At 27.0% G+C, this 26,543-nt stretch carries 27 protein-coding genes, 3 tRNA genes and 1 other RNA gene; 17 read left to right on the plus strand and 14 right to left on the minus strand.

The genetic code is table 11. The annotated features are described in order from the left end of the window. Positions 1 to 228 carry a 50S ribosomal protein L28 gene (gene rpmB, locus BGIGA_RS00560; RefSeq protein WP_014726438.1) on the minus strand — a complete coding sequence of 76 codons (228 nt, stop codon included), beginning with the start codon at positions 226 to 228 and terminating at the stop codon, positions 1 to 3. 64 nt (positions 229 to 292) lie between these two features. Here rpmB and BGIGA_RS00565 point away from each other — a divergent pair, with 64 nt between their 5' ends. From BGIGA_RS00565 to BGIGA_RS00570, 3 genes are all read left to right on the plus strand, one after another. Beyond that, the gene (locus tag BGIGA_RS00565) at positions 293 to 1,006 is read left to right on the plus strand and encodes a YebC/PmpR family DNA-binding transcriptional regulator (RefSeq protein WP_014726439.1); all 714 of its coding nucleotides are present in this window, start codon (positions 293 to 295) and stop codon (positions 1,004 to 1,006) included. Between the two features lie 4 nt (positions 1,007 to 1,010). Then, positions 1,011 to 1,323, plus strand: an RNA gene (rnpB, locus tag BGIGA_RS03085) — RNase P RNA component class A. Between the two features lies 1 nt (position 1,324). Further along, positions 1,325 to 1,408: transfer RNA gene (locus BGIGA_RS00570), tRNA-Ser, on the plus strand. A gap of 6 nt (positions 1,409 to 1,414) precedes the next feature. Here the strand turns inward: BGIGA_RS00570 and BGIGA_RS00575 are convergent. The 3 genes from BGIGA_RS00575 to rho form a co-directional block, all read right to left on the minus strand. After that, complete coding sequence (locus BGIGA_RS00575) at positions 1,415 to 2,581, minus strand: DNA recombination protein RmuC (RefSeq protein WP_014726440.1); 1,167 nt, start codon at positions 2,579 to 2,581, stop codon at positions 1,415 to 1,417. A gap of 9 nt (positions 2,582 to 2,590) precedes the next feature. Further along, positions 2,591 to 2,663, minus strand: a tRNA-Met gene (locus BGIGA_RS00580). Positions 2,664 to 2,719: 56 nt separating this feature from the next. Further along, positions 2,720 to 4,297 (minus strand): transcription termination factor Rho, encoded by a 1,578-nt coding sequence (rho, locus tag BGIGA_RS00585; RefSeq protein ID WP_014726441.1) that lies wholly within the window; start codon positions 4,295 to 4,297, stop codon positions 2,720 to 2,722. A 173-nt stretch (positions 4,298 to 4,470) separates the two neighbouring features. Here rho and BGIGA_RS00590 point away from each other — a divergent pair, with 173 nt between their 5' ends. Continuing rightward, positions 4,471 to 4,881, plus strand: a complete 411-nt coding sequence (locus BGIGA_RS00590; protein ID WP_014726442.1) for a DUF4293 family protein — start codon at positions 4,471 to 4,473, stop codon at positions 4,879 to 4,881. A 49-nt stretch (positions 4,882 to 4,930) separates the two neighbouring features. Then, positions 4,931 to 6,004, plus strand: coding sequence for a peptide chain release factor 1 (gene prfA / locus BGIGA_RS00595; RefSeq protein WP_014726443.1), 1,074 nt, complete (start codon positions 4,931 to 4,933; stop codon positions 6,002 to 6,004). A 20-nt stretch (positions 6,005 to 6,024) separates the two neighbouring features. Here prfA and accC read toward each other — a convergent pair whose 3' ends face one another. From accC to rpmF, 3 genes are read right to left on the minus strand one after another with little or no spacing between them, the layout of a single operon-like run. Next, complete coding sequence (accC, locus tag BGIGA_RS00600; RefSeq protein ID WP_014726444.1) at positions 6,025 to 7,368, minus strand: acetyl-CoA carboxylase biotin carboxylase subunit; 1,344 nt, start codon at positions 7,366 to 7,368, stop codon at positions 6,025 to 6,027. A gap of 5 nt (positions 7,369 to 7,373) precedes the next feature. Further along, positions 7,374 to 7,859, minus strand: coding sequence for an acetyl-CoA carboxylase biotin carboxyl carrier protein (accB, locus tag BGIGA_RS00605; RefSeq protein WP_014726445.1), 486 nt, complete (start codon positions 7,857 to 7,859; stop codon positions 7,374 to 7,376). A 6-nt stretch (positions 7,860 to 7,865) separates the two neighbouring features. After that, positions 7,866 to 8,054 carry a 50S ribosomal protein L32 gene (gene rpmF, locus BGIGA_RS00610; RefSeq protein ID WP_041178334.1) on the minus strand — a complete coding sequence of 63 codons (189 nt, stop codon included), beginning with the start codon at positions 8,052 to 8,054 and terminating at the stop codon, positions 7,866 to 7,868. Positions 8,055 to 8,155: 101 nt separating this feature from the next. Between rpmF and proS the strand changes: the two genes are divergently transcribed. After that, positions 8,156 to 9,625: a proline--tRNA ligase gene (gene proS, locus BGIGA_RS00615; protein ID WP_014726446.1), complete on the plus strand. Its 1,470-nt coding sequence runs from the start codon at positions 8,156 to 8,158 to the stop codon at positions 9,623 to 9,625. Here proS and BGIGA_RS00620 read toward each other — a convergent pair. Continuing rightward, positions 9,612 to 10,565 (minus strand): dihydroorotate oxidase, encoded by a 954-nt coding sequence (locus BGIGA_RS00620; RefSeq protein WP_014726447.1) that lies wholly within the window; start codon positions 10,563 to 10,565, stop codon positions 9,612 to 9,614. The genes proS and BGIGA_RS00620 overlap by 14 nt on opposite strands. Positions 10,566 to 10,633: 68 nt before the next feature. Between BGIGA_RS00620 and pyrF the strand changes: the two genes are divergently transcribed. Together pyrF and BGIGA_RS00630 are read left to right on the plus strand one after the other, a co-directional pair. Continuing rightward, a complete protein-coding gene (gene pyrF / locus BGIGA_RS00625; protein ID WP_014726448.1) occupies positions 10,634 to 12,001 on the plus strand; it encodes an orotidine-5'-phosphate decarboxylase in 1,368 nt (455 codons plus the stop codon). Positions 12,002 to 12,150: 149 nt separating this feature from the next. After that, a complete protein-coding gene (locus tag BGIGA_RS00630; protein WP_014726449.1) occupies positions 12,151 to 12,726 on the plus strand; it encodes a MarC family protein in 576 nt (191 codons plus the stop codon). On the opposite strand, the gene BGIGA_RS03180 is transcribed toward BGIGA_RS00630, so the two are convergent. Both BGIGA_RS03180 and fbp read right to left on the minus strand, forming a co-directional pair. Next, positions 12,717 to 12,893 (minus strand): hypothetical protein, encoded by a 177-nt coding sequence (locus BGIGA_RS03180; protein ID WP_083829893.1) that lies wholly within the window; start codon positions 12,891 to 12,893, stop codon positions 12,717 to 12,719. The two genes, BGIGA_RS00630 and BGIGA_RS03180, sit on opposite strands and share 10 nt — an antisense overlap. Before the next feature lie 190 nt (positions 12,894 to 13,083). After that, positions 13,084 to 14,079: a class 1 fructose-bisphosphatase gene (gene fbp / locus BGIGA_RS00635; protein WP_014726450.1), complete on the minus strand. Its 996-nt coding sequence runs from the start codon at positions 14,077 to 14,079 to the stop codon at positions 13,084 to 13,086. 108 nt (positions 14,080 to 14,187) lie between these two features. On the opposite strand from fbp, the gene BGIGA_RS00640 reads away from it, so the two are divergent. Both BGIGA_RS00640 and BGIGA_RS00645 read left to right on the plus strand, forming a co-directional pair. Next, entirely contained in the window at positions 14,188 to 14,946 is a 759-nt protein-coding gene (locus BGIGA_RS00640; protein WP_014726451.1) for a 1-acyl-sn-glycerol-3-phosphate acyltransferase, read from the plus strand. Further along, positions 14,937 to 15,443, plus strand: coding sequence for a ribonuclease HI (locus tag BGIGA_RS00645; protein WP_014726452.1), 507 nt, complete (start codon positions 14,937 to 14,939; stop codon positions 15,441 to 15,443). Before BGIGA_RS00640 ends, BGIGA_RS00645 begins: the two co-directional genes overlap by 10 nt. Here BGIGA_RS00645 and BGIGA_RS00650 read toward each other — a convergent pair. Then, positions 15,431 to 16,192, minus strand: a complete 762-nt coding sequence (locus tag BGIGA_RS00650; RefSeq protein ID WP_238526740.1) for an RNA methyltransferase — start codon at positions 16,190 to 16,192, stop codon at positions 15,431 to 15,433. The two genes, BGIGA_RS00645 and BGIGA_RS00650, sit on opposite strands and share 13 nt — an antisense overlap. 62 nt (positions 16,193 to 16,254) lie before the next feature. Here BGIGA_RS00650 and BGIGA_RS00655 point away from each other — a divergent pair, with 62 nt between their 5' ends. Together BGIGA_RS00655 and BGIGA_RS00660 are read left to right on the plus strand one after the other, a co-directional pair. Then, complete coding sequence (locus BGIGA_RS00655; RefSeq protein ID WP_014726454.1) at positions 16,255 to 16,671, plus strand: deaminase; 417 nt, start codon at positions 16,255 to 16,257, stop codon at positions 16,669 to 16,671. Between the two features lie 5 nt (positions 16,672 to 16,676). Next, positions 16,677 to 16,759: transfer RNA gene (locus tag BGIGA_RS00660), tRNA-Leu, on the plus strand. A gap of 9 nt (positions 16,760 to 16,768) precedes the next feature. Here the strand turns inward: BGIGA_RS00660 and ureC are convergent. Further along, complete coding sequence (gene ureC, locus BGIGA_RS00665; protein ID WP_014726455.1) at positions 16,769 to 18,475, minus strand: urease subunit alpha; 1,707 nt, start codon at positions 18,473 to 18,475, stop codon at positions 16,769 to 16,771. Then, positions 18,472 to 19,101 carry an urease subunit gamma gene (locus tag BGIGA_RS00670; RefSeq protein WP_014726456.1) on the minus strand — a complete coding sequence of 210 codons (630 nt, stop codon included), beginning with the start codon at positions 19,099 to 19,101 and terminating at the stop codon, positions 18,472 to 18,474. Before BGIGA_RS00670 ends, ureC begins: the two co-directional genes overlap by 4 nt. A gap of 299 nt (positions 19,102 to 19,400) precedes the next feature. On the opposite strand from BGIGA_RS00670, the gene thrA reads away from it, so the two are divergent. The 3 genes from thrA to thrC are packed head-to-tail and all read left to right on the plus strand — an operon-like array spanning position 19,401 to position 24,145. Next, on the plus strand, positions 19,401 to 21,848 hold the full coding sequence (thrA, locus tag BGIGA_RS00675) for a bifunctional aspartate kinase/homoserine dehydrogenase I (protein WP_014726457.1): 2,448 nt from the start codon (positions 19,401 to 19,403) through the stop codon (positions 21,846 to 21,848). 5 nt (positions 21,849 to 21,853) lie between these two features. Continuing rightward, on the plus strand, positions 21,854 to 22,807 hold the full coding sequence (locus BGIGA_RS00680) for a homoserine kinase (protein ID WP_014726458.1): 954 nt from the start codon (positions 21,854 to 21,856) through the stop codon (positions 22,805 to 22,807). A gap of 15 nt (positions 22,808 to 22,822) precedes the next feature. Then, complete coding sequence (thrC, locus tag BGIGA_RS00685) at positions 22,823 to 24,145, plus strand: threonine synthase (RefSeq protein ID WP_014726459.1); 1,323 nt, start codon at positions 22,823 to 22,825, stop codon at positions 24,143 to 24,145. Positions 24,146 to 24,152: 7 nt separating this feature from the next. Here the strand turns inward: thrC and BGIGA_RS00690 are convergent, their stop codons facing one another. Then, positions 24,153 to 24,947 (minus strand): thymidylate synthase, encoded by a 795-nt coding sequence (locus BGIGA_RS00690; RefSeq protein ID WP_014726460.1) that lies wholly within the window; start codon positions 24,945 to 24,947, stop codon positions 24,153 to 24,155. Positions 24,948 to 25,002: 55 nt separating this feature from the next. Between BGIGA_RS00690 and BGIGA_RS00695 the strand changes: the two genes are divergently transcribed. Both BGIGA_RS00695 and BGIGA_RS00700 read left to right on the plus strand, forming a co-directional pair. Beyond that, complete coding sequence (locus BGIGA_RS00695; protein ID WP_014726461.1) at positions 25,003 to 25,941, plus strand: ribose-phosphate pyrophosphokinase; 939 nt, start codon at positions 25,003 to 25,005, stop codon at positions 25,939 to 25,941. After that, positions 25,938 to 26,534 carry a 50S ribosomal protein L25 gene (locus BGIGA_RS00700; RefSeq protein WP_014726462.1) on the plus strand — a complete coding sequence of 199 codons (597 nt, stop codon included), beginning with the start codon at positions 25,938 to 25,940 and terminating at the stop codon, positions 26,532 to 26,534. The genes BGIGA_RS00695 and BGIGA_RS00700 overlap by 4 nt, the downstream gene beginning before the upstream one ends. Positions 26,535 to 26,543: the final 9 nt, after the last annotated feature.

Raw genomic sequence — 26,543 nt, forward strand, 5'->3', positions numbered from 1 at the left:
TTAATATTTATATTTAAAACGTTTTAAAACTTTTTCTATTCCTATTTTATTAATAAGTTTTACGGTAGAAATGCAAATTTTTAAGGTAATCCATTTTTTTTCTTTTATTAAAAAGAAACGTTTTTTACATAAGTTAATGTTGAAACGACGTTTTTTTTTGTTATTTGCATGAGAAACTCTATTTCCTATCATTGCTTTTTTTCCTGTAAGTTCACAAACTTTTGACATAAGAATTTTTTTTGTTATCTTGCCAAAGATGGTGAGTAAATATATGAAATAATTAAGACATTTCATGTCAGGGCATAGCAAATGGTCAAATATACAACATAGAAAATCAAATCAAGATTTCAAAAAGTCTAAAATATTTTCTAAAATTATTAAAGATATATTCATGGCTGTAAAAGAATCAGGGACAAATAACACTCGTTTCAAAAATGCGGTCTTAAATGCTAAATCAGTAAATATTCCTAAAAAAACTATAGAAAAAACTATAAAAAAAGCTTTGCAAATCAAAACAGATGATTATAGAAATTTTGATTTAGAAGGGCTTATTCACGGAGTGAGTATAATTATAGAATGTATGACGGACAATAGCATTCGAACAAGTTCCAATATTAGAACTCTTTTTAATAAAAATGGAGGTAGATTATGCCATAATGGTGAATTAACTCATTTTTTTCGTAAAATGGGTGTTTTTTATATAAAAAAAAAAGATATCCATTCCTCTATGGAGGATTTTGAACTTATGACAATAGATTTTGGAGCTAAAAATTTTGAAAAAGATCATCATCTTATCTATTTGTATACAGATTTTGAATATTTTGGATATATGAAAAGTAATTTGAAAAAATTAAAAATACTTCATGAGTATAAAGTGAAACGAATCCCTAAACAGGTTAAATGTCTTTCAGAAGAAAAAAAAAATAAAGTTTTAGATTTCATTCAAAAACTTTATCTAAATGAAGACGTAGAAAATGTTTACTCTAATCTTAAAAAAGACAAATAAAAAAAAAGTAGAATGCCCTATCGCATTTTTTGATAACGAAAAAATGAGGAAAGTCCGGACACCATAGAGCAACACAATGGGTAACTCCCATCCATCGTAAGATGAGGAATAGTGCAACAGAAAGAAAGTACAGATTCATTTCATTGAATTGTTCGTAGTGAAATCATGTAAACTCTGTGTGGTGAAATGCCATGTATACCGGTATACTAGCTCGGTTGAAACCGGGGGGTCGGCAGATTGAGATCATGGGTAACCTAGATCCTAGATAAATGATAGGTATAAAAAAACAGAATCCGGCTTATAATTCTACTTTTTTTTGGAGAGGTGGCCGAGAGGATTAAGGCGCACGTCTGGAAAGCGTGTTCACAAAAAGTGTCAAGGGTTCGAATCCCTTTCTCTCCGCTTTTTTTATATTTTTTCTATGTCTTTTAATTTTTTTTCTATCAAATTACTTTTAACTCCTAATAGTCTATCAATATCTTTAGATGCGCCTTGCAATTTGTCTTGAGCTTGATGAAGTAACAATCCAAATTTTGTGAATTCCTGTTTTACCGTTTCTAAAATTTTCCATACTTCAGAGCTTCTTTTTTGAATAGCTAAGGTTCGAAATCCAATTTGTAAACTATTTAATATAGCAGCCAATGTAGATGGACCTGCTATTACTGTTTTATGTTTTCTTAATAATTCTTCTAGTAAACTAGAATTTTTTGTTATTTCAGCATATATACCTTCAAAAGGTAAAAAAAGAATAGCAAAATCAGTAGTATGTGGAGGATCTACATATTTATCTTTAATATCTTTTGACATTTTTTTTAGTACAGATTCCATATTTTTTGTTGCTATTTCTATATTTTTTTTTTCTCCATTATTATAAGCTTTTTGTAATTTTTCATAAGTTTCTTTTGGAAATTTTACATCAATAGGTAACCATATTATGTTTCCATCTTCAAGACCTGGAAGTTTAATGGCGAATTCTACTACAAAATTTGTATTAGATTTAGTTACAACATTAGAGGCATATTGTTCTGGAGATAATATTTGTTGCAAAAGCATTGAAAGTTGCATTTCGCTAAAACTTCCACATATTCTTACATGATTTAAAGTTCTTTTTAAAGAACTCACATCTTTAGCTAAAATTTTCATCTCTCCCAACCCTTCTTGTAAAAAAAATAGTTGATTTCCAATAATTTCAAACGATTTTCCCAAATGTCGATTTAAAGAAGTTTGAAGTTTATCATTAACATTTTCTCTTATTTCCTCAAGTTTTTTTTCAAGAATTTTAAGATACTTTTCCTGTGACACATAAAAAGAACCCAATTTTTTATCTTGATTTTCAGTATAAAATTGAACTTTTTTATCAAAAATATCCTGAAAAACTTTGATAGTTTGTATCAACCCGTTTTTTAGTTCGATCAGAGAATCTCCAATTTCTGTTCTACTATATTTAGATAATTTTTGAATTTCATTTTGTTGATCTTTAAACTCTTTTCTAAAAAAGAATTCTAATTTTCTAAAGAAATATATACATATGAATAAAATAAAAAATAAAAAAGTATAAACGAATAATATATTCATATAAAAAAATAGCGGGAATAGGACTCGAACCTATGACCTTCGGGTTATGAGCCCGACGAGCTACCAACTGCTCCATCCCGCGCATATTATATTTGTGAATATAATGTTTTTCATTTACAAAATCAAATATTAAAAATATTATCCATTCATAGATATTAAAAATTCCTCATTATTTTTAGTTCTAGCAATTCTAGATCTTAAAAATTCCATAGCTTCTACTGGATTCATATCAGAAAGATGCTTTCGCAAAATCCACATTCTTTGTAATGTATTTGTATCAAGTAAAAGATCATCTTTTCTAGTACTAGAAGAAACAAGATCAATAGCTGGATAAATTCGCTTATTAGCTATTTTTCGGTCTAATTGAAGTTCTTTATTTCCTGTTCCTTTGAATTCTTCAAAAATTACTTCATCCATTTTTGATCCTGTATCGATCATAGCTGTAGCAATTATAGACAAAGACCCTCCATTTTCTATGTTTCTAGCCGCTCCAAAAAATCTTTTGGGTCTGTGTAAGGCATTTGCATCTACTCCTCCTGATAATACCTTTCCAGATGCAGGGGCAACAGTATTATACGCACGTGCTAAACGTGTAATTGAATCTAATAATATCACTACGTCATGTGAACATTCTACCATTCTTTTTGCTTTTTGCAAAACAATGTTAGCAACTTTTACATGTCTATCTGCTGGTTCATCAAAAGTAGATGCAATAACTTCTCCTTTTACATTTCTTTGCATATCTGTAACTTCTTCTGGACGTTCATCTATCAATAATATAATTAAATATACTTCAGGATGATTAGCCGCAATAGCATTAGCTATTTCTTTTAATAAAGTAGTTTTTCCCGTTTTAGGAGGAGCTACGATCATTCCCCTCTGTCCTTTTCCTATAGGAGTAAAAAGATCTACAATTCTTGTAGAAAGAGTAGCATTTTTTTCAGCTAATTTGAATTTCTCATTTGGAAATAATGGAGTCAGATGCTCAAAAGAATCTCTTTCTCTTACAAAAGAAGGAGATCTTCCATTTATCTCAAGAATTTTAATTAGTGGAAAATATTTCTCTCCATCTTTAGGTGGACGAACTTCTCCTCTTATTGTATCTCCTGTTTTCATTCCAAAAAGTCTAATTTGAGATTGAGAAACGTAAATATCATCGGGGGAAGACAAATAGTTAAAATCGGAAGATCTCAAAAATCCATAATTTTCTGGCATTATTTCCAATACTCCTTCACTTATTATTATTCCTTCAAATTCATATTCAGGAACACGGTATTTGTTCAAAGAAGATTTTTTAGGTCCTATTTCTGTTCCGTGAAATGATGATATATTTTGAGTTTCGAATCTATCATTTCTATCATTTTTTTTCCAATTATAAAAATTTTGATGTTTTTTTTGAAATTTTTTGGATTCTTCTAAAAGTTTAGAATTAGAAATTTTTAAATGTTCTTGAGATTTTTTTTTTCCATTTATACTTTTATTTTCTAAAAATGAATTTTTAGATTCAGTATTTTTTCGCATTTTAAATCCTTTCTTTAAAGAATTTTCTCTTTTTGAATATACAGAAGTATTTTTATTATTATTATTAAAAATAGAAATAATTTTTTCTAAGAGTTCGTTCTTTCGTAATTGTGTACATTTTTTTAATCCTGATGAACGAGCAATCTCCTGTAATTCAAAAAGTTTCTTACTTTTTAATTCAGTAATATCAAACATAAAGTGATTGGGTTTTATATATGTATGTATACGTTTGGTAAGTAATATACTTTTTAGTTAGTTAGTGTGTGTAATAACTTATGAAAAATAACTTAGATATGAGATAAATACAATTATACAAAAATTAATTTGAAAATAACAAAATAACAAATTATAAAAACAATTTAATCAATATGCTATATAGAATACAAACATTATATTTATTTATTTCTATTTTTATTTATTCTGTTTTCATATATTTCTTATATTCTTTTAATATTAATAAAAAAAATCTAGCTTATTTTTTTTATTTGAATTCATATTTCAAAAATATAATTATAATTTTTATAATTATATGTCTATTTCTATCCATTTTAAGTTTTCTTTTTTTTAAGAAAAAAAAACTGCAAATATATTTGAATAAAATTAATATACTTGTCAATATCCTTGTATTAATCCTTTTTTTTTCATATTCATATTATCACACATTATATTCAATAATCATACTTTTTCCTATGATATTATGTATATATATTTTGTGGATATCAAACATAGCTATAAAAAAAGATATAGAATTAATCGATTCTATAAATCGAATACGATAAACAAGTGTCTTTATCTGTTTTTGATCTCAATTTCATAAAAATTTAAAAAATGAAAAAAACTTCATTAATTCAAAAATTAGAAGTTTCCAAAAAGGAATTTCATGAAATTTCAAAATTAATCATACAACCCAATGTTGTATCTAATCAAAAAGAATATAAAAAATTATTAAAAAAATATACAAAATTAGAAAAAATAGTTTCTCTTTATGAAGAATACAATAAAAAATTAGCTTTTCTTAAAGAAATAAATTTCATTTTAGAAAATGATTCAGATACGGAAATGAAAGAATTAGCTTCAACAGAAAAACACAAGGTTTTAGAAAATCTATCTTCTATTGAAAAAAAATCCTACAATCTTCTATTTGTATCGGACTATACAACAGAAGATCATAGAGATGCTGCTATAGTAGAACTTCGTTCTGGAACAGGAGGAGATGAAGCATGTATTTTTGTTGAAGATATATTAAGAATGTATACAATGTATTTTAAAAAATCAGGTTGGAAATATAAAATTATACATGCTCAAAAAGGAGGAATAAAAGGATACAAAGAGATCATCTTAGATATTAATGGAAAAGAAGGAGTTTACGGAAATTTAAAATTTGAATCTGGAGTACATAGAGTACAAAGAATTCCAAAAACAGAATCTCAAGGAAGACTTCATACATCTGCTATAACAGTAGCTGTCCTCCCTAAAGTCAAAGACACAGAAGTTCGTATTAATTCATCCGATATAAAAAAAGATACTTTTAGATCTAGTGGATCTGGAGGTCAACACGTAAATAAAACTGAATCTGCAGTCCGATTAACTCATATTCCAAGTAAAATTACAGTAGAGTGTCAAGAAGAACGTTCTCAACATAAAAATTTTGAAAAAGCTATGAGTATTTTACGATCACGTATTTATCAAAATGAAAAAGAAAAAAAATTAAAAAAAATATCTATTGAAAGAAAATCTTTAATTTCTACAGGAGATCGTTCCGTAAAAATTAGAACTTATAATTATCCAAAAAATAGAGTTACGGATCATAGAATTCATAAATCTATTTATGATCTTGAAGGATTTATGAATGGAAATATTCAGGATATGATTAATATATTAAAAATTTTTGAAAAAAAATAATATTTATATATTTTTTGTATTTATAACAATTCTAAATTATCTAAAAAACTTGTATTGTAATTTCCTTTTAAAAAATTATGATTTTGCATAAGTTTTCTGAGTAAAGGAAGTGTAGTTTGTATCCCCTCTATGACTAATTCATCTAAAGAACGACGCATTTTTTCAATAGTCTCTTTTCTACTTTTTGCCGTAGTAATAATTTTAGCGATCATAGAATCATAATAATGTGGGACAAAATATCCTGCATAAATATGTGTGTCAATACGTACGCCTTTTCCTCCAGGTAAATGCATTTGAGTTATTTTTCCAGGAATAGGACGAAAATTTAAAGATGGCTCTTCTGCATTTATTCTACATTCTATAGAATACATTTTTGGATAATAATTCTTATTTATAGAAAGTTTTTTTCCATAAGCTAAAAATATTTGTTCTTGAATTAAATCTAACCCTGTTATTTCTTCAGTTATAGTATGTTCTACTTGTATTCTTGGATTCATTTCCATAAAATAAAAATCCTTATTTTGATCTACTAAAAATTCTATAGTACCTACTCCTTCATAATGAATATACTCAGCTGCTTTTATAGCTTCTTCTCCCATTTTTTTTCTAAGAGTTGCAGTTAAAAATGGAGAAGGCGCTTCTTCTACCAATTTTTGATTTCTTCTTTGAATAGAACAATCTCTTTCAGATAAATGATATGCTTCTCCATATTTATCTCCTATAATTTGAATTTCTATGTGTCTTGGATTCAAAATAAATTTTTCTATATACATATCTTTTTTTCCAAAACAAGACCAAGCTTCTTTTTTAGCTTCTTCCCAAGAATTTTTTAAATGGCATTTATCCAAAACAGATCGAATTCCTTTTCCTCCACCTCCAGAAACAGCTTTTATAATTATTGGGTATCCTATTTTATCTGCAATTTTTTCAATATCTTGATAAGATGATTCAACAAAACAATCCGATCCAGGTAAACAAGAAATGCCAATTTTTTTCATGGTTTTTTTAGCTGAAATTTTATTTCCCATTTGAATCATATGACTTGGTTTAGCCCCAATAAATTTTATTCCATGTTTATGACACATAGAGGAAAAATATGCATTTTCAGACAAAAATCCATATCCAGGGTGAATTGCATCTGCGTTTGTAATTTCTGCCGCAGAAATCAAATTTGGAATATTTAAATAAGATTGATAGGGATGGGGAGGTCCAATACATACAGCTTCATCCGCAAAATAAACATGAAGACTATGTTTATCTGCTGTAGAATAAACAGCTACAGTTCTAATTCCCATTTCTTTGGCTGTTCGTATAATTCGTAAAGCTATTTCTCCTCTATTAGCTATTAATATTTTTTTAAACATAAAATTTAACAGTTAGGATCTATAAGGAATAAAGGTTGATCATAATCAACAGGAGAAGCATCTTCTACTAGAACTTTAATCAAAGTTCCATTTATTTCAGATTCAATGTCATTAAACAGTTTCATTGCTTCTATAACACATACTTTAGTTCCTATTTTTATTTTATCTCCTATTTTTACAAAAGGATCTTGATCTGGATGAGGTTTCCTGTAAAATGTTCCGATCATAGGAGATTTTATGGTTAAATATTGATTTTTATTTTCTTTTTCTTTTTTATAAAAGATATCATGAAAATCATAAGTAGAAGAAGAAGATGACGAAGAGGATATTTTTTTAGAATTAATAGTAGGAGAATTACATGGATCTTTTTGATTTTTTATCAATGTTCTATTTTTCATGTAAATTTCCATGTTTTCCATTTTTATCCTTATCTCATCTATATTCGAATCTGAAATAAATTGAATTAAGGATTTTATTTTTTTTAAATCCATAATTAATTAGGATTCTTTTTTATTACATACAATTTTTCCTCTATAATAAAGTTTGTTTTCATACCAATATGCATGATGATATAAATGTTTTTTCTTTGTTAAAGCACATTTTGTTAATAAAGGTTCTTTGATTTTAAAATGACTTCTTCTTTTATTTCTTCTCGACTTAGATTGTCTTCTTTTAGGATGGGCCATATAAAATATTTAATAAATTACTAATTTAGAAGAAATAAAGTTAAATGTGTTAAATAATTTTTATATCTTTTACATATAAATGGAATCATTTATTATGTTTTATGAGCCAATTAACTAAACGTAATGAAAATTATTCAAAATGGTACAACGAAATAGTTGTTAAATCCGGATTGGCAGAATTTTCCGGAATACGTGGTTTTATGATTATTAAACCATATGGATATTCTTTATGGGATAGAATGAAAACAATACTAGATAAAATGTTCAAGTTAACTGGACATAAAAATGTTTATTTTCCTTCACTCATTCCAAAATCAGCTTTCTCAAAAGAAAAAGAACATACTGAAATTTTTTCTGAAGGATGTGCCGTTGTAACACATTCTAGACTAATAAAAAAAAATAAAGATCAAGAAGAATTAATCGTTGATCCTGAATCTAAGTTACAAGAAGAATTAGTAATTAGACCTACTTCTGAAAGTATAATATGGAATACTTATAAACGATGGATTCAATCTTATAGAGATTTACCTATTTTATTTAATCAATGGGGAAATGCACTAAGATGGGAAATGCGAACTCGTTTATTTCTTAGAACAACTGAATTTTTATGGCAAGAAGGACATACTGCTCATTCTACAAAAAATGAAGCTATAGAAGAAGCTATAAAAATATTAAATATATATACCGATTTTTCAGAAAATTTTATGGCTATACCTGTATTACAAGGAATTAAACCATATATGGACAAATTTTATGGTTCAGAGAAAACATATTGTATTGAAGCGCTTATGCAAGACGGAAAAGCTTTACAAATTGGAACTTCACATTTTTTAGGACAAAACTTTTCGAAAGCTTTTGATGTAAAATTTACCAATTTTAATGGAAAAAAAGAATATGTATGGGGAACGTCTTGGGGAGTATCTACCAGATTAATAGGTGGATTGATTATGTCACATTCTGATGATAAAGGATTAATTTTACCTCCAAAAATAGCTCCCATACAAATCATTATTATTCCTATATATTATGAAAAAAAATATGATATAATTAATGAAATATCTAAAAAAATTTTAAATATTTTAAAAAAAGAAGGAATAAGAGTAAAATATGATGATAGAGTTTTACTAACTCCAGGATGGAAATTTCATGAATATGAAATGAAAGGAATCCCCATACGAATCAGTATAGGAAAAAATGAAATACAAAATGAAAAAGTAGAAATTTTTAGAAGAGATACATGTGAAAAAACATATCTCTATTGGGGAAATTTAAAAAATTCAATATTAAAATTGCTAGAAAAAATACAAAAGAACATTTATAAAAAAGCTTTTCAAAGAACTCAAGAATTAATTATTAAATTAGATCATTACAATGATTTTAAAAATCAAATAAAGCGTTCAGGAGGATTTATTTTTGCTCACTGGGATGGAACAAAAAACACAGGAAAAAAAATTCAAGAAGAAACAGAAGCAACTATACGTTGTATTCCAATAAATAACATGGAAAAAGGAAAATGTATTTATTCTGGGAACCCTTCTTTGCAAAGAGTAGTTTTTGCTAAATCTTATTAAATGTTTTTAATTTTCCTTTAAAAATATTGATAGATGAATAATTCTTTTTTTCTAATATGAAAATTAATTCTTTTTTTAATCTTTCAAATACTGAAATCCCCTCTTTCATAAATTGTGTTCCAATCTGCACAGCGGAAGCTCCACATAATATGTGTTCAAAAATATCTTTTCCAGAAGAAATACCTCCACATCCTATAATAGATATGTCTTTTCTTATATAAGTATAAAATTTATGAATATTGGCTAACGCAAAAGGCTTTATGACAGATCCACCTATTCCTCCAAATCCTTTTTTAGGTCGTATTACTACAGCTTCTTGATTTAGATCAATGAAGAGACCATTAGGTAAACTATTAATACAAGTAATAAAAGAAATAGGAAATTGATTTAAAATCGAAGCCATATTCTTAATCTGTGTTTCATAAAAATAAGGAGGGAGTTTAATGCCTAAAGGTATTTTGTTAAATTTAAATATGTTTTCTATAAAATTTGAAATTTTATAAAAATTATAATCTAATATTTCTTTCTTTTCAAGAATATTAGGACAAGATAGATTTAATTCTATAGCAGTAATCTTTGAAGACTGATTTGCTTTTTGAATGAGAAAATAGTTTTCTTCTGGAGATAATCCGGATATAGAAAGAAAAATAGGTTTATTTATTTTTTTTTTTTCTAAAAAACTTATGTAAAAATTTATGCCACGGTTAGGTAATCCCATAGAATTAATACTTCCTGCATTCCATTCAAAATATCTAGGGGAAACATTTCCTTCTCTAGGTTTAGATGTACAACTTTTTGTAACAACTCCACCAGAAAAACTATTTAATAAATTAGATAGTTCTTGATCTGTAGAACAAAGTACGCCTGAAGCGTTCATAATACATAATGGAAGTTTAATTCCATTTATACTAGCAGAAATATCTATTTTTTTCATAATCATATCAATTGTAATAATAATAAATAATATCCAAGTATAAAATTTTTAACTTTACCAAAACAGTTTTTTTTATGGAAGAAAAAGAACAATTTTTTTTAGAAATTTACAATTTAGGAATCATAAAATTTGGAAATTTTACATTAAAAAGTGGAATGAATTCTCCTATATATATAGATTTTCGTCCAATAGCTTCTAGACCAGATTTATTGATCAAATTATCTGATTTACTAATCCATGAAGTTATATCTTATGATTTTGAATTAATTTGTGGAGTTCCATACGCAGCTTTGCCTATAGCTACTACTTTATCTTTAAGATCAAAAATTCCACTAATTATTAAAAGAAAAGAAAATAAAGGATATGGAACAGAACGAATGATTGAAGGGATATATAAAATAGGACAAAATTGTCTTATTATAGAAGATGTAATTACAAGTGGAGATAGTTTATTAAAAACAGTAATCGATCTTGAAAAAGAAGGATTAATAATTAAAAATATTATGTCGATTCTTGATAGAGAGCAAGGGGGAATAGAAAATATAAGAAAAAAAGGATATAACATTCGAACTTTATTTCGAATAGGAGAAGTTTTAAAAATATTAAAAAAAAAACATTTTTTAAAAAAAAAAGAAATACATATGATTCAATTTTTTTTCAAAAAAAAAAATATAAAGAATATTCAAAATAAGCGGATTTCTTATGAAGAAAAAAAAGAAAAAATTTCTCATCCTATAGGAAAAAAACTTATAGATATTACGTTGAAAAAAAAAACAAATTTGATAGTTTCTGCTGACTTAATCCACACTGAAAATATTTTAAAATTAGTCAATTTGATTGGAGATAGAATTTGTGGATTAAAACTTCATGTAGATATTATAAATGATTTTTCATATTCATTTATAAAATGTCTTAAAAATATTTCTATAGAAAAAAATTTTTTATTATTTGAAGACAGAAAATTATGTGATGTTGGTTATACTAATTATCTTCAACTTCATTATGGAATACATAAAATTTCTTCTTGGGCAGATATTATTACGGTACATGTACTTGCTGGAAGTATGAGTATACAAAATTTAGATATTCCTTATAGTATGGGATTAATTACAATATCTGAAATGTCTTCTTATGGAAGATTATCAGATGATCATTACATAAGAAAAGCACTAAATATTTCTTTGAAAAATCCAAAAGTAATTGGGACTGTGGCACAAAGAAAAGTGGATGATCGATTATTATTGTTTACCCCTGGTATTCATTTTTATAAAAGAAATAATAATAACATAGGAAATACCTATATTCATCCTGTTCAAGCTTTTGAAAAAAATGGAAGTGATTTTATTATTGTGGGAAAAGCAATTTATCAATCTGATAATCCAGAAATAACAGCAGAAGAATATAGAAATGCAGGATGGAAAGCTTATAAAAATGGACTTTGAATAAGTCTATTTGATTTACATAATAAAATTTTTTTTAAAAAAAATTAATGGTACTGATTATATTTTTATTTAATTTGTGTATGTGTATTGTGTTCTTACAATAATTGTTTTGTTTCAATCATAAAAAATTCTTTGAATAAATTTTGAGTATGGAATGGATAAATTCATTAATAAGTTGTTTTATGATCCTTTTTAGCATTATAGATATATTAGGAAATGCTCCCATAATTATGGGGTTTAAATCAAAGGGGAACGTTATAGAGACAAATAAAGTTATAATTACTTCTCTTGTCATATTTTTATCTTTTCTTTTTTTAGGGCAACCTATGCTTAAAATCATTGGAATTGACGTTCATTCTTTTTCTGTTGCTGGATCTATAGTATTGTTTTTGATAGGGTTAGAAATGATATTAGGAATAGATCTTCATAAGGTAACAGAAAATGCTCAAACTTCTATTGTTCCAATAGCTTTTCCACTTATAGCTGGTCCTGGATCTTTAACTACTTTAATATCATTAAGAGCAACTTACGACGTAAATATTATTCTTTTATCCCTTATTTTAAATATGATAGTTGTCTATTTTGTAATAGATAGATGTGATTTTATAGCCGAAAAAATAGGAAATAACGGTTTAGATATTTTAAAGAAAATATTTGGAATTGTTTTATTAGCTTTTGCAGTAAAAATTTTTGGGGCTAATGCAAGAGAATTGTTTCAACAGTAATTATTTATTATTTTATTGAAAATGTTCGTAACAGATGAATTGATATCTTTAAATTTAGATAAATGAAAAGCTTTATAAATCAATATAATATAAAAATTTTTATTAAAAAGATCTTTTTTCAGAATCGATTTGTTCAAAAAAAAAGAAGCTTTTAATAAACGTTTGATTTTATTTCTATGAACTGATTTTTTTAAATTTTTTTTTTAACTAAAGTTCCAACTAGGCTGAATGAAAAATTTTTTTCAAAATTTCTATCTTTAAATAGAAAAACAGATAAAACAGGATATACAAATAAATATTTTCCATTTTTTATTACTTTTTCAAAAATTTTTTTTTCTCTAAACTGCATACTCAAATTTATTCATAATCTATCATAAATTTTTCTAACTTGGAAACCATCCCCAATGGACCACAAACAAATGGAGTTCTTTGATGTAATTTAGTAGGTTCTATATCTAGAATCCGTTTTTTTCCATCAGAAGCTTTTCCTCCAGCTTGTTCTGCTAAAAAAGCCATAGGATTACATTCATAAAGTAATCTCAATTTTCCTTCCGGATAAGAAGCTGTTTCGGGATAAATATATATTCCTCCTTGTATCATGTTTCTGTGAAAATCTCCCACTAAAGATCCAATATATCTTGCTGTGTAGGGAGGTTTTTTTTCTTGACAATATCTAATAAATTTTCTAATTCCATTAGAGAATTTAGCATAATTTCCTTCATTAATAGAATAAATTTTTTCTTTTTTAGGAAAACAAAGATTAAAATGAGATAAGTAAAATGTTCCAACTGAAGGGTCTAAAGTAAATTCATGTACTCCATTACCAGTACTATATACTAATATAGTAGAAGATCCATAAATAATATATCCTGCAAGAATTTGTTTATTTCCTTTTTGCAAAAAATCTTCTATTGTTAAATTCATTTGAATAGGAGATTTTCTCATATATACAGAAAATATAGTCCCAATAGATACATTCACATCTATATTAGATGAACCATCAAGTGGATCTATTAAAACAATGTATTGATTTTGAAAAATATTTTCTTGTTTTTCTTTAATTACTATAAAATCTTTACTTTCTTCAGAAGCAATTCCACAAACAACATTTCTACTTTTAAAAGATTCAATAAAAGCTTTATGAGCAAAATTGTCCAATTTTTTTTGATTTTCTCCTTGAACATTAGTAATACCGGAACTTCCTATTATTTTTTCTGTTAATCCTGCTTTATTGACTTCTTTATGAATTGCTTTAGAAGCCAATTTTATAGAGCTAAACAATCGCAACAATGCTTCTGTTGAATATGAAAAACGATCTCTATTTTTTATAATAAATTCTCCTAATGTGCACATGGATCACTAAAAAAAAAGAAAACATTTTTTTTCATAAAAATCATATTTTTTTAAAAATTTTACAATTATGTTTCAATTTATATAAAATTATTATTTAAAATAAAACGAATGAAAATTATAAAAATATTATTAATATTGTTGTGGCGTATATGGTTTTTTATTATCAACATATTTTTGATTCCCTTATGGGCAGGAGCTTCTATTCCATTTCTTTTCAAAGAAAAATATTATCCCATAGCGTATTGGTTTCATCAAATGTGGGCTAGAAGTAATCTTTTTCTCATGGGTTTTTGGTATTTTTTAGAAAAAGATCAGGAAATATTAGATAAAAATCAACAATACGTAATTATCAGCAATCACAGTTCTATTATGGATATTATGTTAATTTATTCTTTGATGAGAAACCATCCTTTGGTTTTTGTTGGAAAAGCAGAATTAGCTAAACTTCCTTTTTTTGGATTTGTTTACAAAAAGAGTAATATTCTTATTGATAGAAAAAACTTATCAAGTTGTATAACAGTATTTAAGAAAATAGAAAATAAAATCGATTCTGGAAAAAGTGTTTGTATTTTTCCAGAAGGTGGTGTCCCTAAACCTTATATATTTTTAGATCGTTTTAAGAATGGAGCTTTTTTTATCGCTATTTTAAAAAAAATACCTATTATTCCTTTTAGCATAGCTGATATAAAAACAAAATTTCCTAGTTTTTCTATTATAAAAGGAAAACCAGGAAAAATAAGAATAAAACAACATCATTCCATATCAACAAAAAATTTATCCATAAAAGATAAAAATAATTTGAAAGAAAAATGTTTCAACTTAATCAAATCTCAATTAGAAAAATTTGAATATGAAAAATGGAATTAGATGAATCATTCGTGAAAAAAAAAATTCATATTTACACTGATGGTTCTTCAAAAGGAAATCCTGGACCAGGAGGATATGGAGTTTTTATAGAAATATTTTTTGGACGTTTTTATAATAGAAAAATAATTTCGGAAGGATTTCGTTATACAACGAACAATAGAATGGAACTATTATCAGTCATAGTGGGATTAGAAAAAATAGAAAATAAAAAGCAAAATATTATTGTTTTTACTGATTCTAAATATATAGTTAATACGGTACAAAATAGATGGATTTATAAATGGAAAAAAAATAATTTTCATAATAAAAAAAATGTAGATTTATGGAAAAGATTTTTAGATTCATTTTGTAAACATTTTGTGAAATTCTATTGGATAAAAAGTCACAATTATCATTATGTCAATGATTATTGCGATAGATTATCTGTAGAATCTTCCAAAAGAAAAAATTTAAAAATAGATTATGTATATGAAAAACAAAGAAATTATCTAACATAATTTCTCTGTCTAATAATTTCATATATGATTATAGACATAGCATTGCTAACATTTAATGAGTCTATATTTCCAAACATAGGAATAGTTATAATTTTGTTAGCTTTTTTTAACCAAATATTGGATACTCCTTTATTTTCAGAACCAAAAACAATAGCTATATTATTAGAATGTGAAAATTGAGTATGATATAGATTTATTGCTTTTTTATGTTTATAAAACCCTGTTGTTATAATTTTTATTTTATTTTTTTGGATCCAATCCATGATTGATTCTATTTTTTCCATAAAAATATTTCTTGTAAAAATAGAACCTAAACTACATCTGATAATATTAGAATTATACACATTCGTTTTCATATTACATAGGATAATGATATGTATATTTACAGCATCAGCTATTCTTAGCATTGCACCTATATTTCCAGGTTTTTCTATTCCATCTAATATAAGTATTAAAGAAGAATTTTTATTATCAACTTTAATATTTTTCAATTGATTCATATATTTTTTTTCTTGAAATAATGCAATAATTCCACCAGAATTATCTCTATACGCTAATTTTTTAAAAATTTTAATGTTAATAAAAAATATTTTAGAATAAAATGATTGGATCATATTATATTCATGGAATATTTTTTCGCATATGAATATTTTTTTTGGTAAAAAATTACCTTTTATAGCCATTTCAAATTCTTTGATTCCTTCAACAAGGAAAACATTCATATAATTTTTTTTTTTATAAATTTTCATCAAATCTTTTATTTTCGTATTTTGAGTGCTATATATTTTTTTCATATATATTTCTATTAAAAATGAATTATAAAATTGATAAAAAATACGATGATATGATATATATGAATATAGCTGTTGAACGTTCAAAATTATCTTCTTGTAAAAAAAAAAAAGTAGGAGCTGTTATAGTAAAAGATAATCAAATCATATCTTACGGATATAATCGTACTCCGAATGGATTTGATGACATATGTGAAGATCATAATGGAAATACAAAATGGTATGTTCTACATGCAGAAGCAAATGCTATATTAAAAATGTCTTATTCTTCTTCATCTTGTAAAGGCGCTTCCATATATATTACTCATTTTCCATGTAAAGAATGTTGTAAACTAATTTATTTATCTAATATAAAAAGAGTTATTTATTTACATACAAAAAATAATGAAGAATTTTATTTTTTGATGAAATTAAAAATAGAAATAGACAAATTATAAGAAAAGCCCAGGTGGCGAAACAGGCAGACGCGTTGGACTCAAAATCCAGTGATTTTACATCATGCGGGTTCGAATCCCGCCCTGGGTATTTTTATTTTCAGAATAAAAAATATCTCTGAGAAAGTGGTAAAATTTCAGAAGGATGAGAAATTATTTTTTCTCCATTTATATAAACATTATAGGTTTTGGGATCCACTTCTAAATTTGGAATTTCTCCATTTAGTATCATATTTTTCTTGGATACTGTACGACATCCTTTTAATATTTTTACTTGTTTTTTAATTTTATTTTTTTCGAAAAATCCATTGTTTATGGCATGTGTTGATATAAAAACACTGCTTAATTTTGGCTCAAAATATCCAAACATTTTTCGATACATAAATGGTTGAGGGGTAGGAATGGTGGCATTAGGATCTCCCATACTAGCATAGACAATCATACCACTTTTTATAACTAATTCAGGTTTTACTCCAAAAAAAGAAGGTTTCCATAGAACCAAATCTGCCATTTTTCCGATATGAATAGATCCTACATATTCAGAAATACCATGAGTAATAGCAGGATTGATAGTATATTTTGAAATATATCTTTTGACTCTAAAATTATCATTTTTTATCTGCCCTTCATTAAGATATCCTCTTTGTTTTTTCATTTTATCAGCGGTTTGCCATGTTCGCTTGACTATCTCTCCTATTCTACCCATAGCTTGAGAATCTGAACTAGTCATACTAATAGCTCCCATATCATGTAAAACTCCTTCTGCACTAATAGTTTCAGATCTTATACGTGATTTAGCAAAAGCTATATCTTCTGGTAAATGAGAATCCAAATGATGACAAATCATTAACATATCTAAATGTTCATCTATAGTGTTACAAGTGTAAGGCATGGTAGGACTCGTTGATGAAGGTAAAATGTTAGAAAACGATATTACTTTTAATAAATCAGGTGCATGTCCTCCTCCAGCTCCTTCTGTATGATAAGTGTGAATTGTTCTATTTTTAAATATTTTTAAAGTATCTTCTACATAACCTGATTCATTTAGTGAATCTGTATGAATATTAACTTGTATATCTAATTTTTCTGCAACATTTAAACATTGATCTATAACATGCAAAGTGCTTCCCCAATCTTCATGTATTTTGAATCCACCTGCACCAGCTTTAATTTGTTCAATTAAAGCTTCGGGATGAGAGCTATTTCCACTTGCAAGAAAAATAAAATTAATGGGAATATGATCTGTACTTTTCAACATTCTTTGAATGTTCCATACTCCTGAAGTACAATTGGTAGCTATAGTTCCAGTGGAAGGGCCGGATCCTCCACCAATAATAGTTGTCGTTCCACTTTCTAATGCAACTTCAAACAATTGGGGACATATGTAATGAACGTGACTATCTACACTTCCGGCGGTAACTATCATATTTTCTGAAGAAATGACTTCTGTTCCTGCTCCAATATACATACTAGGTGTTACTCCATCCATAAAATATGGATTACCAGCTTTTCCTATTCCAACAATGACTCCATTTTTAATTCCTATATCTGCTTTTATAATTCCCCAATAATCTACAACAATAGCATTAGTTAACACTAAGTCTAAAACTCCTTCATTTCTTGTTGCAAATGGATGTTGTCCCATTCCGTCTCTAATAACTTTTCCTCCTCCAAAAACACATTCATCTCCATAAATAGTATAATCTTTCTCAATTTCAATCCATAAAGATGTATCCCCTAAACGAATTTTATCTCCCTTAGTGGGACCATACATACTTGCATAAGATTCTCTATCTATTTTTTTCATATAGTTGTATTTTCTTTTCCTGAAAATCCATAAATTTTTTTACTTCCTCCAATTTCGACTAACATAACTTCTTTTGTTTCACCTGGTTCAAAACGAACAGATCTACCAGAAGGTATATCTAATCTATACCCTTTAGTCCCTTTTCTATCAAAAATAAGAGCCGTATTTGTTTCATAAAAATGAAAATGAGATCCTACTTGAATGGGACGAGTTCCAGTATTGGATACTATTCTTTCGATACGGGATCGTCCAGGAAGTAATACAATATCTTCTTTCATAAGATCATATTGTCCTGGAACGAGATTAGAATTTTTTTTTATATTTTTTTTTATAGGATGATGTACAGTGACCAATTTTGTCCCATCAGGAAAAGTTGCTTCTACTTGAACATTATTCAGTAATTCATATACTCCATCCATAACTTGTTCATCGTTCAGAATATTTCCTGCTTCAAACATAAGATCTTTTACTGTTTTTCCATCACGAGCACCTTCCATTACATAATGAGTGATTAAAGCTAAAGATTCAGGATAATTCAATTTTAATCCTCTTTTTAAACGTTTTTTTGCCAATTCTCCAGCCATGTGTAGAAGAATTTTTTCCTTTTCATAAGAAGTTAAATGCATATACTTTCTTTTTCTTGAATTTGATTCATAAACATAATATTCGTTGAAAACAAACAATAGTCAACGGTTACATAACTTGGGTTTAAAGTTATGAAATATTATAATAATGAAAGATAATTTTAGTCAGTCATTATTTCATAATATTTGATCATAATCTATTTCACAAAAATTTCAACTATTTTATCAGTTAAATAAAAAAAACTTCAATCTTAAAAATAATAAAAAGTACGTCTCCACAAATTATCATTATTTTTGTTAACATCTTTAGTAATGGGATAATTGTTAAAAATAATTGAAAAATGCAAGTTTTAAAATTTGGGGGAAGTTCCGTAGCTCATTCTGATGCTATAAAACGTATTTGTTTTTTATTAGAAAAAAAACCAAAAGGAAGATATGCTATTGTTGTATCTGCATTAGGAAATATCACGGATCAGTTAATACAATGTGGGCAATTAGCTTCTGAAAGAAAAAATATTTATAAAAATATATTAGAAAAAATAGAAATTCGACATCTTAACATAATAAGAGAATTGTTTCCTATCACTTATCAAAGCCATTTAATAAGCTGGATAAAAAAAAATATAAATGATTTAGAAAGTTTATGTGATGGAATTTTTCAAGTTGAAGAACTTTCAAAACGTTCTCTAGATAAAATTATGAGCTTTGGAGAATTAAGTTCTTCTTTTCTTGTTTCAGAAAAATTAAAACAGTCCGGGTTAGATGCCATTTGTAAAGACAGTAGAGATTTAATTATTACCGATTCTCAATTTGGATGCGCACAAGTAGATTTTATAACAAGTAACCATCATATTATTCAATTTTTTCGTGAAAAGACATCAGAATATGTTGTTTTACCAGGATTTATAGGTTCTACGTTAGAAAACGAAACCACTACTCTTGGAAGAGGAGGATCTGATTATACTGCTTCTATTTTAGCCGCGGCTATATCTGCAAGTTTACTTGAAATATGGACAGATGTAAGTGGAATGATGACTGCAAATCCAAAAGTTGTGAATCAAGCTTTCCCTATAAAAGAAATATCTTATGAGGAAGCAATGGAATTATCCCATTTTGGAGCAAAAGTCATTTACCCTCCAACGATTCAACCTGCTATGAAAAAACATATTCCTATACAAATTAAAAATACGTTTTCTCCTTTAGATACAGGAACTTTGATTTACATTAACAAAAATACAAATATTAGTCAACCTGTAACCGGTATATCTGGAATTCAAAATATGGCATTGTTAACATTGGAAGGAAGTGGAATGGTAGGAATTCCTGGATATTCCAAACGTTTATTCGAAGCGTTATCACGTGAAAAAATCAATGTAATATTTATAACTCAAAGTTCTTCAGAACATTCAATCACTACAGGAATTCATGAAACAGATGTTATAAAAGCAAAAGCTGTAATAGATAGTGAATTTGCTCAGGAAATACATCAAAGACATATAGATCCATTAAGAATAGAGAAAGATCTTTGCATTATTGCTGTGGTGGGAGAGAATATGAAGAATCTTCATGGAACCAGTGGTAAAATGTTTTCTTCTTTAGGAAGAAACAGCATTAATGTTAGAGCAATAGCACAAGGTTCTACTGAAAAAAATATATCGGCTGTTATTAGAAAAACCGATTTTAAAAAGGCATTAAACACTTTACATGAAGCTTTTTTTGAAAGCCCACCAAAACAAATTAATCTTTTTATTTGTGGTGTAGGAAAAGTAGGAAGCAAATTACTTGAACAGATAGATCAACAACAAAATTACTTATTAGAAGAATTAAAGCTTCAAGTTCGAATCATAGGATTAGCGAATAGCAAAAAAATGTATTTCAATGATCATGGAATCAATTTAAGTAATTGGGAAAAATATCTAAATCAAAAAGGGATTAAAATGAATATATATTCCTTTATGGAAGAAGTATGGCGATTTAATCTTAGAAATAGTTTATTTGTAGATAATACAGCTAGTGAAAAAATGGCCATGACTTATGATAAATTTTTAAAAAATGGAATTGGTGTTATTACTTGTAATAAAATTGCTTGTTCTTCAGACTATGATCATTATAAAAAATTAAAAACACTTTCTAGACATTTTAAAGCTCCATTTTTATTTGAAACTAATGTAGGAGCAAGCCTTCCCGTTATCAGCACATTAAATGATCTAATTAATAGCGGAGATAAAATAAACAAAATAGAAGCCGTGTTATCAGGAAGTTTAAATTTTATATTTAATCATTTTATAGAAAAAAAATCTTTTTTAGAAGTCGTAAAAGAAGCGCAATTAAAAGGATACACAGAACCTGATCCTAGAATTGATTTAAGTGGATTAGATGTTATGAGAAAAATACTAATATTAGCAAGAGAATGTGGTTCTCCATTAGAACTGAATGATATTCATAAAAAATCTTTTCTTCCAGAAACTTGTTCTAATTCTACTTCTATAGATAATTTCTATCAAGAATTACATAAATATAGGGATTATTTTTTAAAAATCAGAAGTGAAGCTGAAAAAGACAAAAAACGTTTGCGTTTTATTGCTCGTTATGAAAATGGAATAGCTTATGTTGGATTAGAATCTGTAAAAGAAATTCATCCATTTTTTCAATTAGAAGGAAAGGATAATATGGTTTTATATAACACATATCGTTACGCAGAACAACCTCTTATCATAAAAGGAGCAGGTGCTGGAGCAGAAGTTACTGCATCTGGAGTTTTTTCAGATATTATTAAAGCTACTAAGTAAAAATCATGAAGGGAGTTAAAATATTTTCACCAGCTACTGTTGCTAATTTAGCTTGCGGTTTTGATGTTATTGGATTAGCTTTAGATTTTCCTAAAGATGAAATTTTTTTATATAAATCTAATAATCCAGGAATACATATCAATCGAACACATGGATCATCGTTACCTAACGACCCAAGAAAAAACGTAGCTTTTGTTGCTTTACAATTTTTATTGAAAAAATATAAACAGAGACACAAATTTGATAAAAAAGAAAAAATAGGATTTGAAATAGAATTAATTAAAAATATTCACCCTGGAAGCGGAATAGGATCTAGTGCCGCAAGTGCAGCTGGAGTTGTTTATGGTGCTAATATTCTATTAGGAAAACCTTTTAGTACCATGCAGTTAATACGTTTTGCTATGGAAGGAGAACGTGTAGCAAGTGGGACCGCACACGCTGATAACGTTGCTCCTGCTATTATGGGTGGAGTCACATTAGTAAGAAGTTATAAACCATTAGATATCACTAAGTTACATTCTCCCAATAAATTATGGGTCAGTATTATACATCCACAAATTGAAGTAAAAACATCAGATGCTAGAGAAATTCTAAAACAAAAAATATTAATGACAGATGCGATTAGACAGTGGGGAAATATAGGTGCATTAGTAGCAGGATTATATAAAGAAGATTATGAATTAATCAGTAGATCCTTAGAAGATGTGATTGTAGAACCTATACGAGCTATGCTTATTCCAGCTTTTTATGAATTAAAAATAAGATGTAAGGAAATAGGAGCTCTGGGAGGTGGAATTTCTGGTTCAGGTCCTTCTGTTTTTATGCTTAGCAAAGGAAATCATACGGCAAAAAAAGTTACTGAAATCATGAATCAAGTATATTCTCCACTAAAAGTCGATTATAAAACTTATACTTCTCCTATCAATCAACAAGGAGTTAAATGGACTAAAATATTGTAAAATAAAATAATTAATATGTTGTATTATAGTTTGAAAAATTATAAAAACTTAGTTTCTTTTGAAGATGCTGTTTTAACAGGTTTATCACCTGATGGAGGATTATATATGCCTAAATGGATTCCTAAATTAGAACCTAAATTTATTCGGAAACTTCCAATTTATGATATTTATACAATTGCCATGTTCGTAATAAAGCCTTATATTGGAAAATATATTCCTGAAAAATTTATTAATAATATTATTCATGATACTTTGAATTTTTCTTTTCCATTAAAAAAAATACATGATAATATTTATGTATTAGAGCTTTTTCATGGACCTACTTTAGCTTTTAAAGATGTAGGAGCAAAATTTATGGCAGGATGCTTAAGTTTTTTTTCTGAAAAATTAGAAAAAAATGTAACGGTTTTAGTTGCAACTTCAGGAGATACCGGAGGTGCAGTTGCTAAAGGATTTCATAAAAAACCTGGAATAGAAGTTATTATTTTGTATCCATATAATGGAATTAGTTCTTTACAAGAAAAACAAATCACTTCTTTAGGAGATAATATATTAGCATTGGAAATCCATGGAAATTTTGACGATTGTCAAAATATGGTTAAAAAAGCTTTTTTAGACAAAGAAGTAAATAAAAAATATTCATTAACTTCTGCCAATTCTATAAATGTAGGAAGATGGCTTCCTCAAATGTTTTATTATTTTTTAGCTTATAGACAAATCATAATAAAAAATCCGATAGAATTAATTTTTTCAGTTCCTAGTGGTAATTTTGGAAATCTTTGTGCGGGAATGATAGCTGAAAAAATGGGTTTACCTATAAAATTTTTTATTGCATCTACAAATATTAATGATACTATTCCTAGATTTTTAAAATCTGAAAAATATCATCCTTTTCCCGTACAAAAAACTATATCAAATGCTATGGATATATCTGATCCCAGTAATTTTTCTAGAATATGGCATTTATATCAAAAAAATATATTTCAATTAAGAAAAAAACTATCTTCCTATAAATTCACGGATGAAGAAACTTTATCAGTTATAGAAATGATATGGAAAAAATATAAATACATGTTAGATCCACATGGGGCTATTGGTTATTTAGGCCTTAGACAATATTTACAAGAAGTGAATATCACTTCTTTAGAACCAGGTATTTTTTTAGAAACAGCTCATCCCATTAAATTTTTTGATCATATGCCACTTTTCTTACAAAAAGAAATCATTCCTACTCAAGAAGTAGAAATATTTTTGAATACAAAAAAAAGTAAAAACAAAAAAATATCATTATCCAATGATTTTAATGTTTTCAAAAATTGGTTATTAGAAAGAAAATAAATTCATATTAAAGGGCTACATCTCCTTGAATATGAGGAAAAGGATTATAGTTTTTCAATTCAAAATCTTTGAAGCCAAATTGAAAAATATTTTTTACAGAAGAATTGATAATCATTTTAGGAAGCGGTCTTGGAGTTCTTTTCATTTGTAATTTTACTTGTTTAATATGATTATTATAAATATGAGCATCTCCTATAGTATGAATAAATTCTTTTTCTTTTAAATGAAGAACATGTGCTAGCATTTTGAGTAACAATGCGTAAGAGGCAATATTAAATGGTAATCCAATAAAAATATCTGCACTTCTTTGATATAAAAGTAACGATAATTTTTTTTTATGTACATAAAATTGAAATAATAAATGACATGGAGGTAATGCCATATTTTGAATCATTCCTACATTCCAAGAAGAAACTATTAAACGTCGAGAATTCGGATTAAATTTTATTTCTTTTATAATATTCACTATTTGATCAATAAAATGTCCATTATAGTCTGGCCATTTTCTCCATTGAAATCCATATATAGGACCTAATTCTCCATTTTTATCCGCCCATTTATTCCAAATATTAACTTGATTGTCTATTAAAAATTGAATATTTGTATCTCCTTTTAAAAACCATAATAGTTCATAAATTATAGATCGTACATTTAATTTTTTAGTAGTTAAAACAGGAAATCCTTTTTCTAAGTCAAATCTCATTTGATATCCAAATAGACTTATTGTTCCTACGCCAGTACGATCTTTTCTTTTAATTCCCTTTTTAAATACGTCTTTTAATAAATTTAAATATTGTTTCATAATCTCAAGATTTATTTTTTTAATTTAAAGAGTATTTTTGCATAAAAATATAACTATGAATCAAAAAGTTCTCTTCTTTTCTACAAGAAGCGGGTTAAAATTATCAAAAAATATAGCTTATTTTTACGGAAATTTTCTGGGAAAAGTCCAATTTCTAGAATTTAGTGATGGAGAATATACTCCTTGTTTTGAACAATCTGTTCGTGGTTCTCAAGTATTTTTGATTGGTTCTACTTTTCCTCCAGTAGATAATTTAATGGAATTATTATTAATGTGCGATGCCGCTCGTAGAGCTTCAGCTTATAATATCACACTTGTAATTCCGTATTTTGGATGGGCTAGACAAGATCATAAAGATCAACCTAGAACTCCTATTGCAGCAAAACTTATAGCAAATTTAATAGTAGCGTCAGGGGCAACTAGAGTCATGACCATGGATTTACATGCAGATCAAATTCAAGGGTTTTTTGATATACCTGTGGATCATTTATATGCATCTAGGATATTTATTGATTATATTAAAAAGTTAAACATAGATCAATTGACCATTGCTTCACCAGATATGGGTGGAGCTAAAAGAGCTAGAAGCTATGCAGGTTATTTAGGTACAGATGTAGTAATCTGTTATAAAGAAAGAAAAAAAGCAAATGAAATAGAATTCATGAATCTCATAGGAGATGTAAAAGAAAAAAATATTATACTTATAGATGACATGGTAGATACGGCTGGTACTTTAACAGAAGCTGCTAATTTAATAAAAAAACAAGGAGCTAAAAGTGTACGTGCTATAGCGACTCATCCTGTTTTATCAGGTTATTCATATGAAAAAATACGTCAATCCGCGATTGAAGAATTGGTGGTTACAGATACGATTCCTATCAATCAAATAAAGAAAAATGATAAAATTAAAATTTTATCTTGTGCTCCACTTTTTGCAGAAGTAATGCAATCAGTACATAAATACGAGTCTATTAGTAATAAATTTATAATATGAAATATGTAAACATATACGGTAATAAAAGAAAAATTGGGAAAAAAGCAGTTCGTTCAATTCGATTTTCTGGAAAAATACCATGTATTTTGTATGGAAAAAATGTAAATATTCCATTTTCTACTTCATTAGAAAATTTAAGAAAAATAGTATATACTGCAGAAGTATATGGGGTTATTCTTAAAATAGAAGGATATAATCAAAATATAAATGCCATTCGAAAGGAAATACAATTTGATCCTGTTAACGAAAAAATATTACATGTGGATTTTTATAAAATTGATAAATCTAAACCTATTATATTAGAAATTCCTGTTAAATCTTTTGGTAGACCTATTGGAGTAGCAAAAGGAGGAGAATATTATTCTTCTATTAGAAAATTAAAAGTAAAAGCATATCTTCATAATATTCCAGAACAGATTAAATTTAATATTAATGATTTGGACATAGGAAATAGAATAACTGTAAAAGATTTACATAATGATCAATACACAATATTACATCCTTCTCATACATTGATAGCAAGTGTAAAAAATTCCCGTACAAGTACAACAACTATTAAAGAAGTTCAAGAAGAAAAAGAAGATAAAAAATAAAATGTCTTT

The sequence above is a fragment of the Blattabacterium sp. (Blaberus giganteus) genome (genome assembly GCF_000262715.1).
Lineage (GTDB): Bacteria > Bacteroidota > Bacteroidia > Flavobacteriales > Blattabacteriaceae > Blattabacterium.

Bases quoted from the DNA above. Each gene is read 5' to 3' on its own strand.
- thrC (WP_014726459.1), top strand. From the start codon at position 22,823: ATGTTGTATTATAGTTTGAAAAATTATAAAAACTTAGTTTCTTTTGAA.
- rpmB (WP_014726438.1), bottom strand. From the start codon at position 228: ATGTCAAAAGTTTGTGAACTTACAGGAAAAAAAGCAATGATAGGAAAT.
- BGIGA_RS00645 (WP_014726452.1), top strand. From the start codon at position 14,937: ATGGAATTAGATGAATCATTCGTGAAAAAAAAAATTCATATTTACACT.
- BGIGA_RS00630 (WP_014726449.1), top strand. From the start codon at position 12,151: ATGGAATGGATAAATTCATTAATAAGTTGTTTTATGATCCTTTTTAGC.
- pyrF (WP_014726448.1), top strand. From the start codon at position 10,634: ATGGAAGAAAAAGAACAATTTTTTTTAGAAATTTACAATTTAGGAATC.
- rho (WP_014726441.1), bottom strand. From the start codon at position 4,297: ATGTTTGATATTACTGAATTAAAAAGTAAGAAACTTTTTGAATTACAG.
- BGIGA_RS00575 (WP_014726440.1), bottom strand. From the start codon at position 2,581: ATGAATATATTATTCGTTTATACTTTTTTATTTTTTATTTTATTCATA.
- BGIGA_RS00670 (WP_014726456.1), bottom strand. From the start codon at position 19,101: ATGCATTTAACTTCTTATGAAAAGGAAAAAATTCTTCTACACATGGCT.
- thrA (WP_014726457.1), top strand. From the start codon at position 19,401: ATGCAAGTTTTAAAATTTGGGGGAAGTTCCGTAGCTCATTCTGATGCT.
- proS (WP_014726446.1), top strand. From the start codon at position 8,156: ATGAGCCAATTAACTAAACGTAATGAAAATTATTCAAAATGGTACAAC.
- BGIGA_RS00650 (WP_238526740.1), bottom strand. From the start codon at position 16,192: ATGAAAATTTATAAAAAAAAAAATTATATGAATGTTTTCCTTGTTGAA.
- BGIGA_RS00565 (WP_014726439.1), top strand. From the start codon at position 293: ATGTCAGGGCATAGCAAATGGTCAAATATACAACATAGAAAATCAAAT.
- rpmF (WP_041178334.1), bottom strand. From the start codon at position 8,054: ATGGCCCATCCTAAAAGAAGACAATCTAAGTCGAGAAGAAATAAAAGA.
- BGIGA_RS00655 (WP_014726454.1), top strand. From the start codon at position 16,255: ATGAATTATAAAATTGATAAAAAATACGATGATATGATATATATGAAT.
- BGIGA_RS00640 (WP_014726451.1), top strand. From the start codon at position 14,188: ATGAAAATTATAAAAATATTATTAATATTGTTGTGGCGTATATGGTTT.
- BGIGA_RS00700 (WP_014726462.1), top strand. From the start codon at position 25,938: ATGAAATATGTAAACATATACGGTAATAAAAGAAAAATTGGGAAAAAA.
- ureC (WP_014726455.1), bottom strand. From the start codon at position 18,475: ATGAAAAAAATAGATAGAGAATCTTATGCAAGTATGTATGGTCCCACT.
- prfA (WP_014726443.1), top strand. From the start codon at position 4,931: ATGAAAAAAACTTCATTAATTCAAAAATTAGAAGTTTCCAAAAAGGAA.
- BGIGA_RS00680 (WP_014726458.1), top strand. From the start codon at position 21,854: ATGAAGGGAGTTAAAATATTTTCACCAGCTACTGTTGCTAATTTAGCT.
- BGIGA_RS00590 (WP_014726442.1), top strand. From the start codon at position 4,471: ATGCTATATAGAATACAAACATTATATTTATTTATTTCTATTTTTATT.
- accC (WP_014726444.1), bottom strand. From the start codon at position 7,368: ATGTTTAAAAAAATATTAATAGCTAATAGAGGAGAAATAGCTTTACGA.
- BGIGA_RS00620 (WP_014726447.1), bottom strand. From the start codon at position 10,565: ATGATTATGAAAAAAATAGATATTTCTGCTAGTATAAATGGAATTAAA.
- accB (WP_014726445.1), bottom strand. From the start codon at position 7,859: ATGGATTTAAAAAAAATAAAATCCTTAATTCAATTTATTTCAGATTCG.
- BGIGA_RS00690 (WP_014726460.1), bottom strand. From the start codon at position 24,947: ATGAAACAATATTTAAATTTATTAAAAGACGTATTTAAAAAGGGAATT.
- BGIGA_RS00695 (WP_014726461.1), top strand. From the start codon at position 25,003: ATGAATCAAAAAGTTCTCTTCTTTTCTACAAGAAGCGGGTTAAAATTA.
- fbp (WP_014726450.1), bottom strand. From the start codon at position 14,079: ATGTGCACATTAGGAGAATTTATTATAAAAAATAGAGATCGTTTTTCA.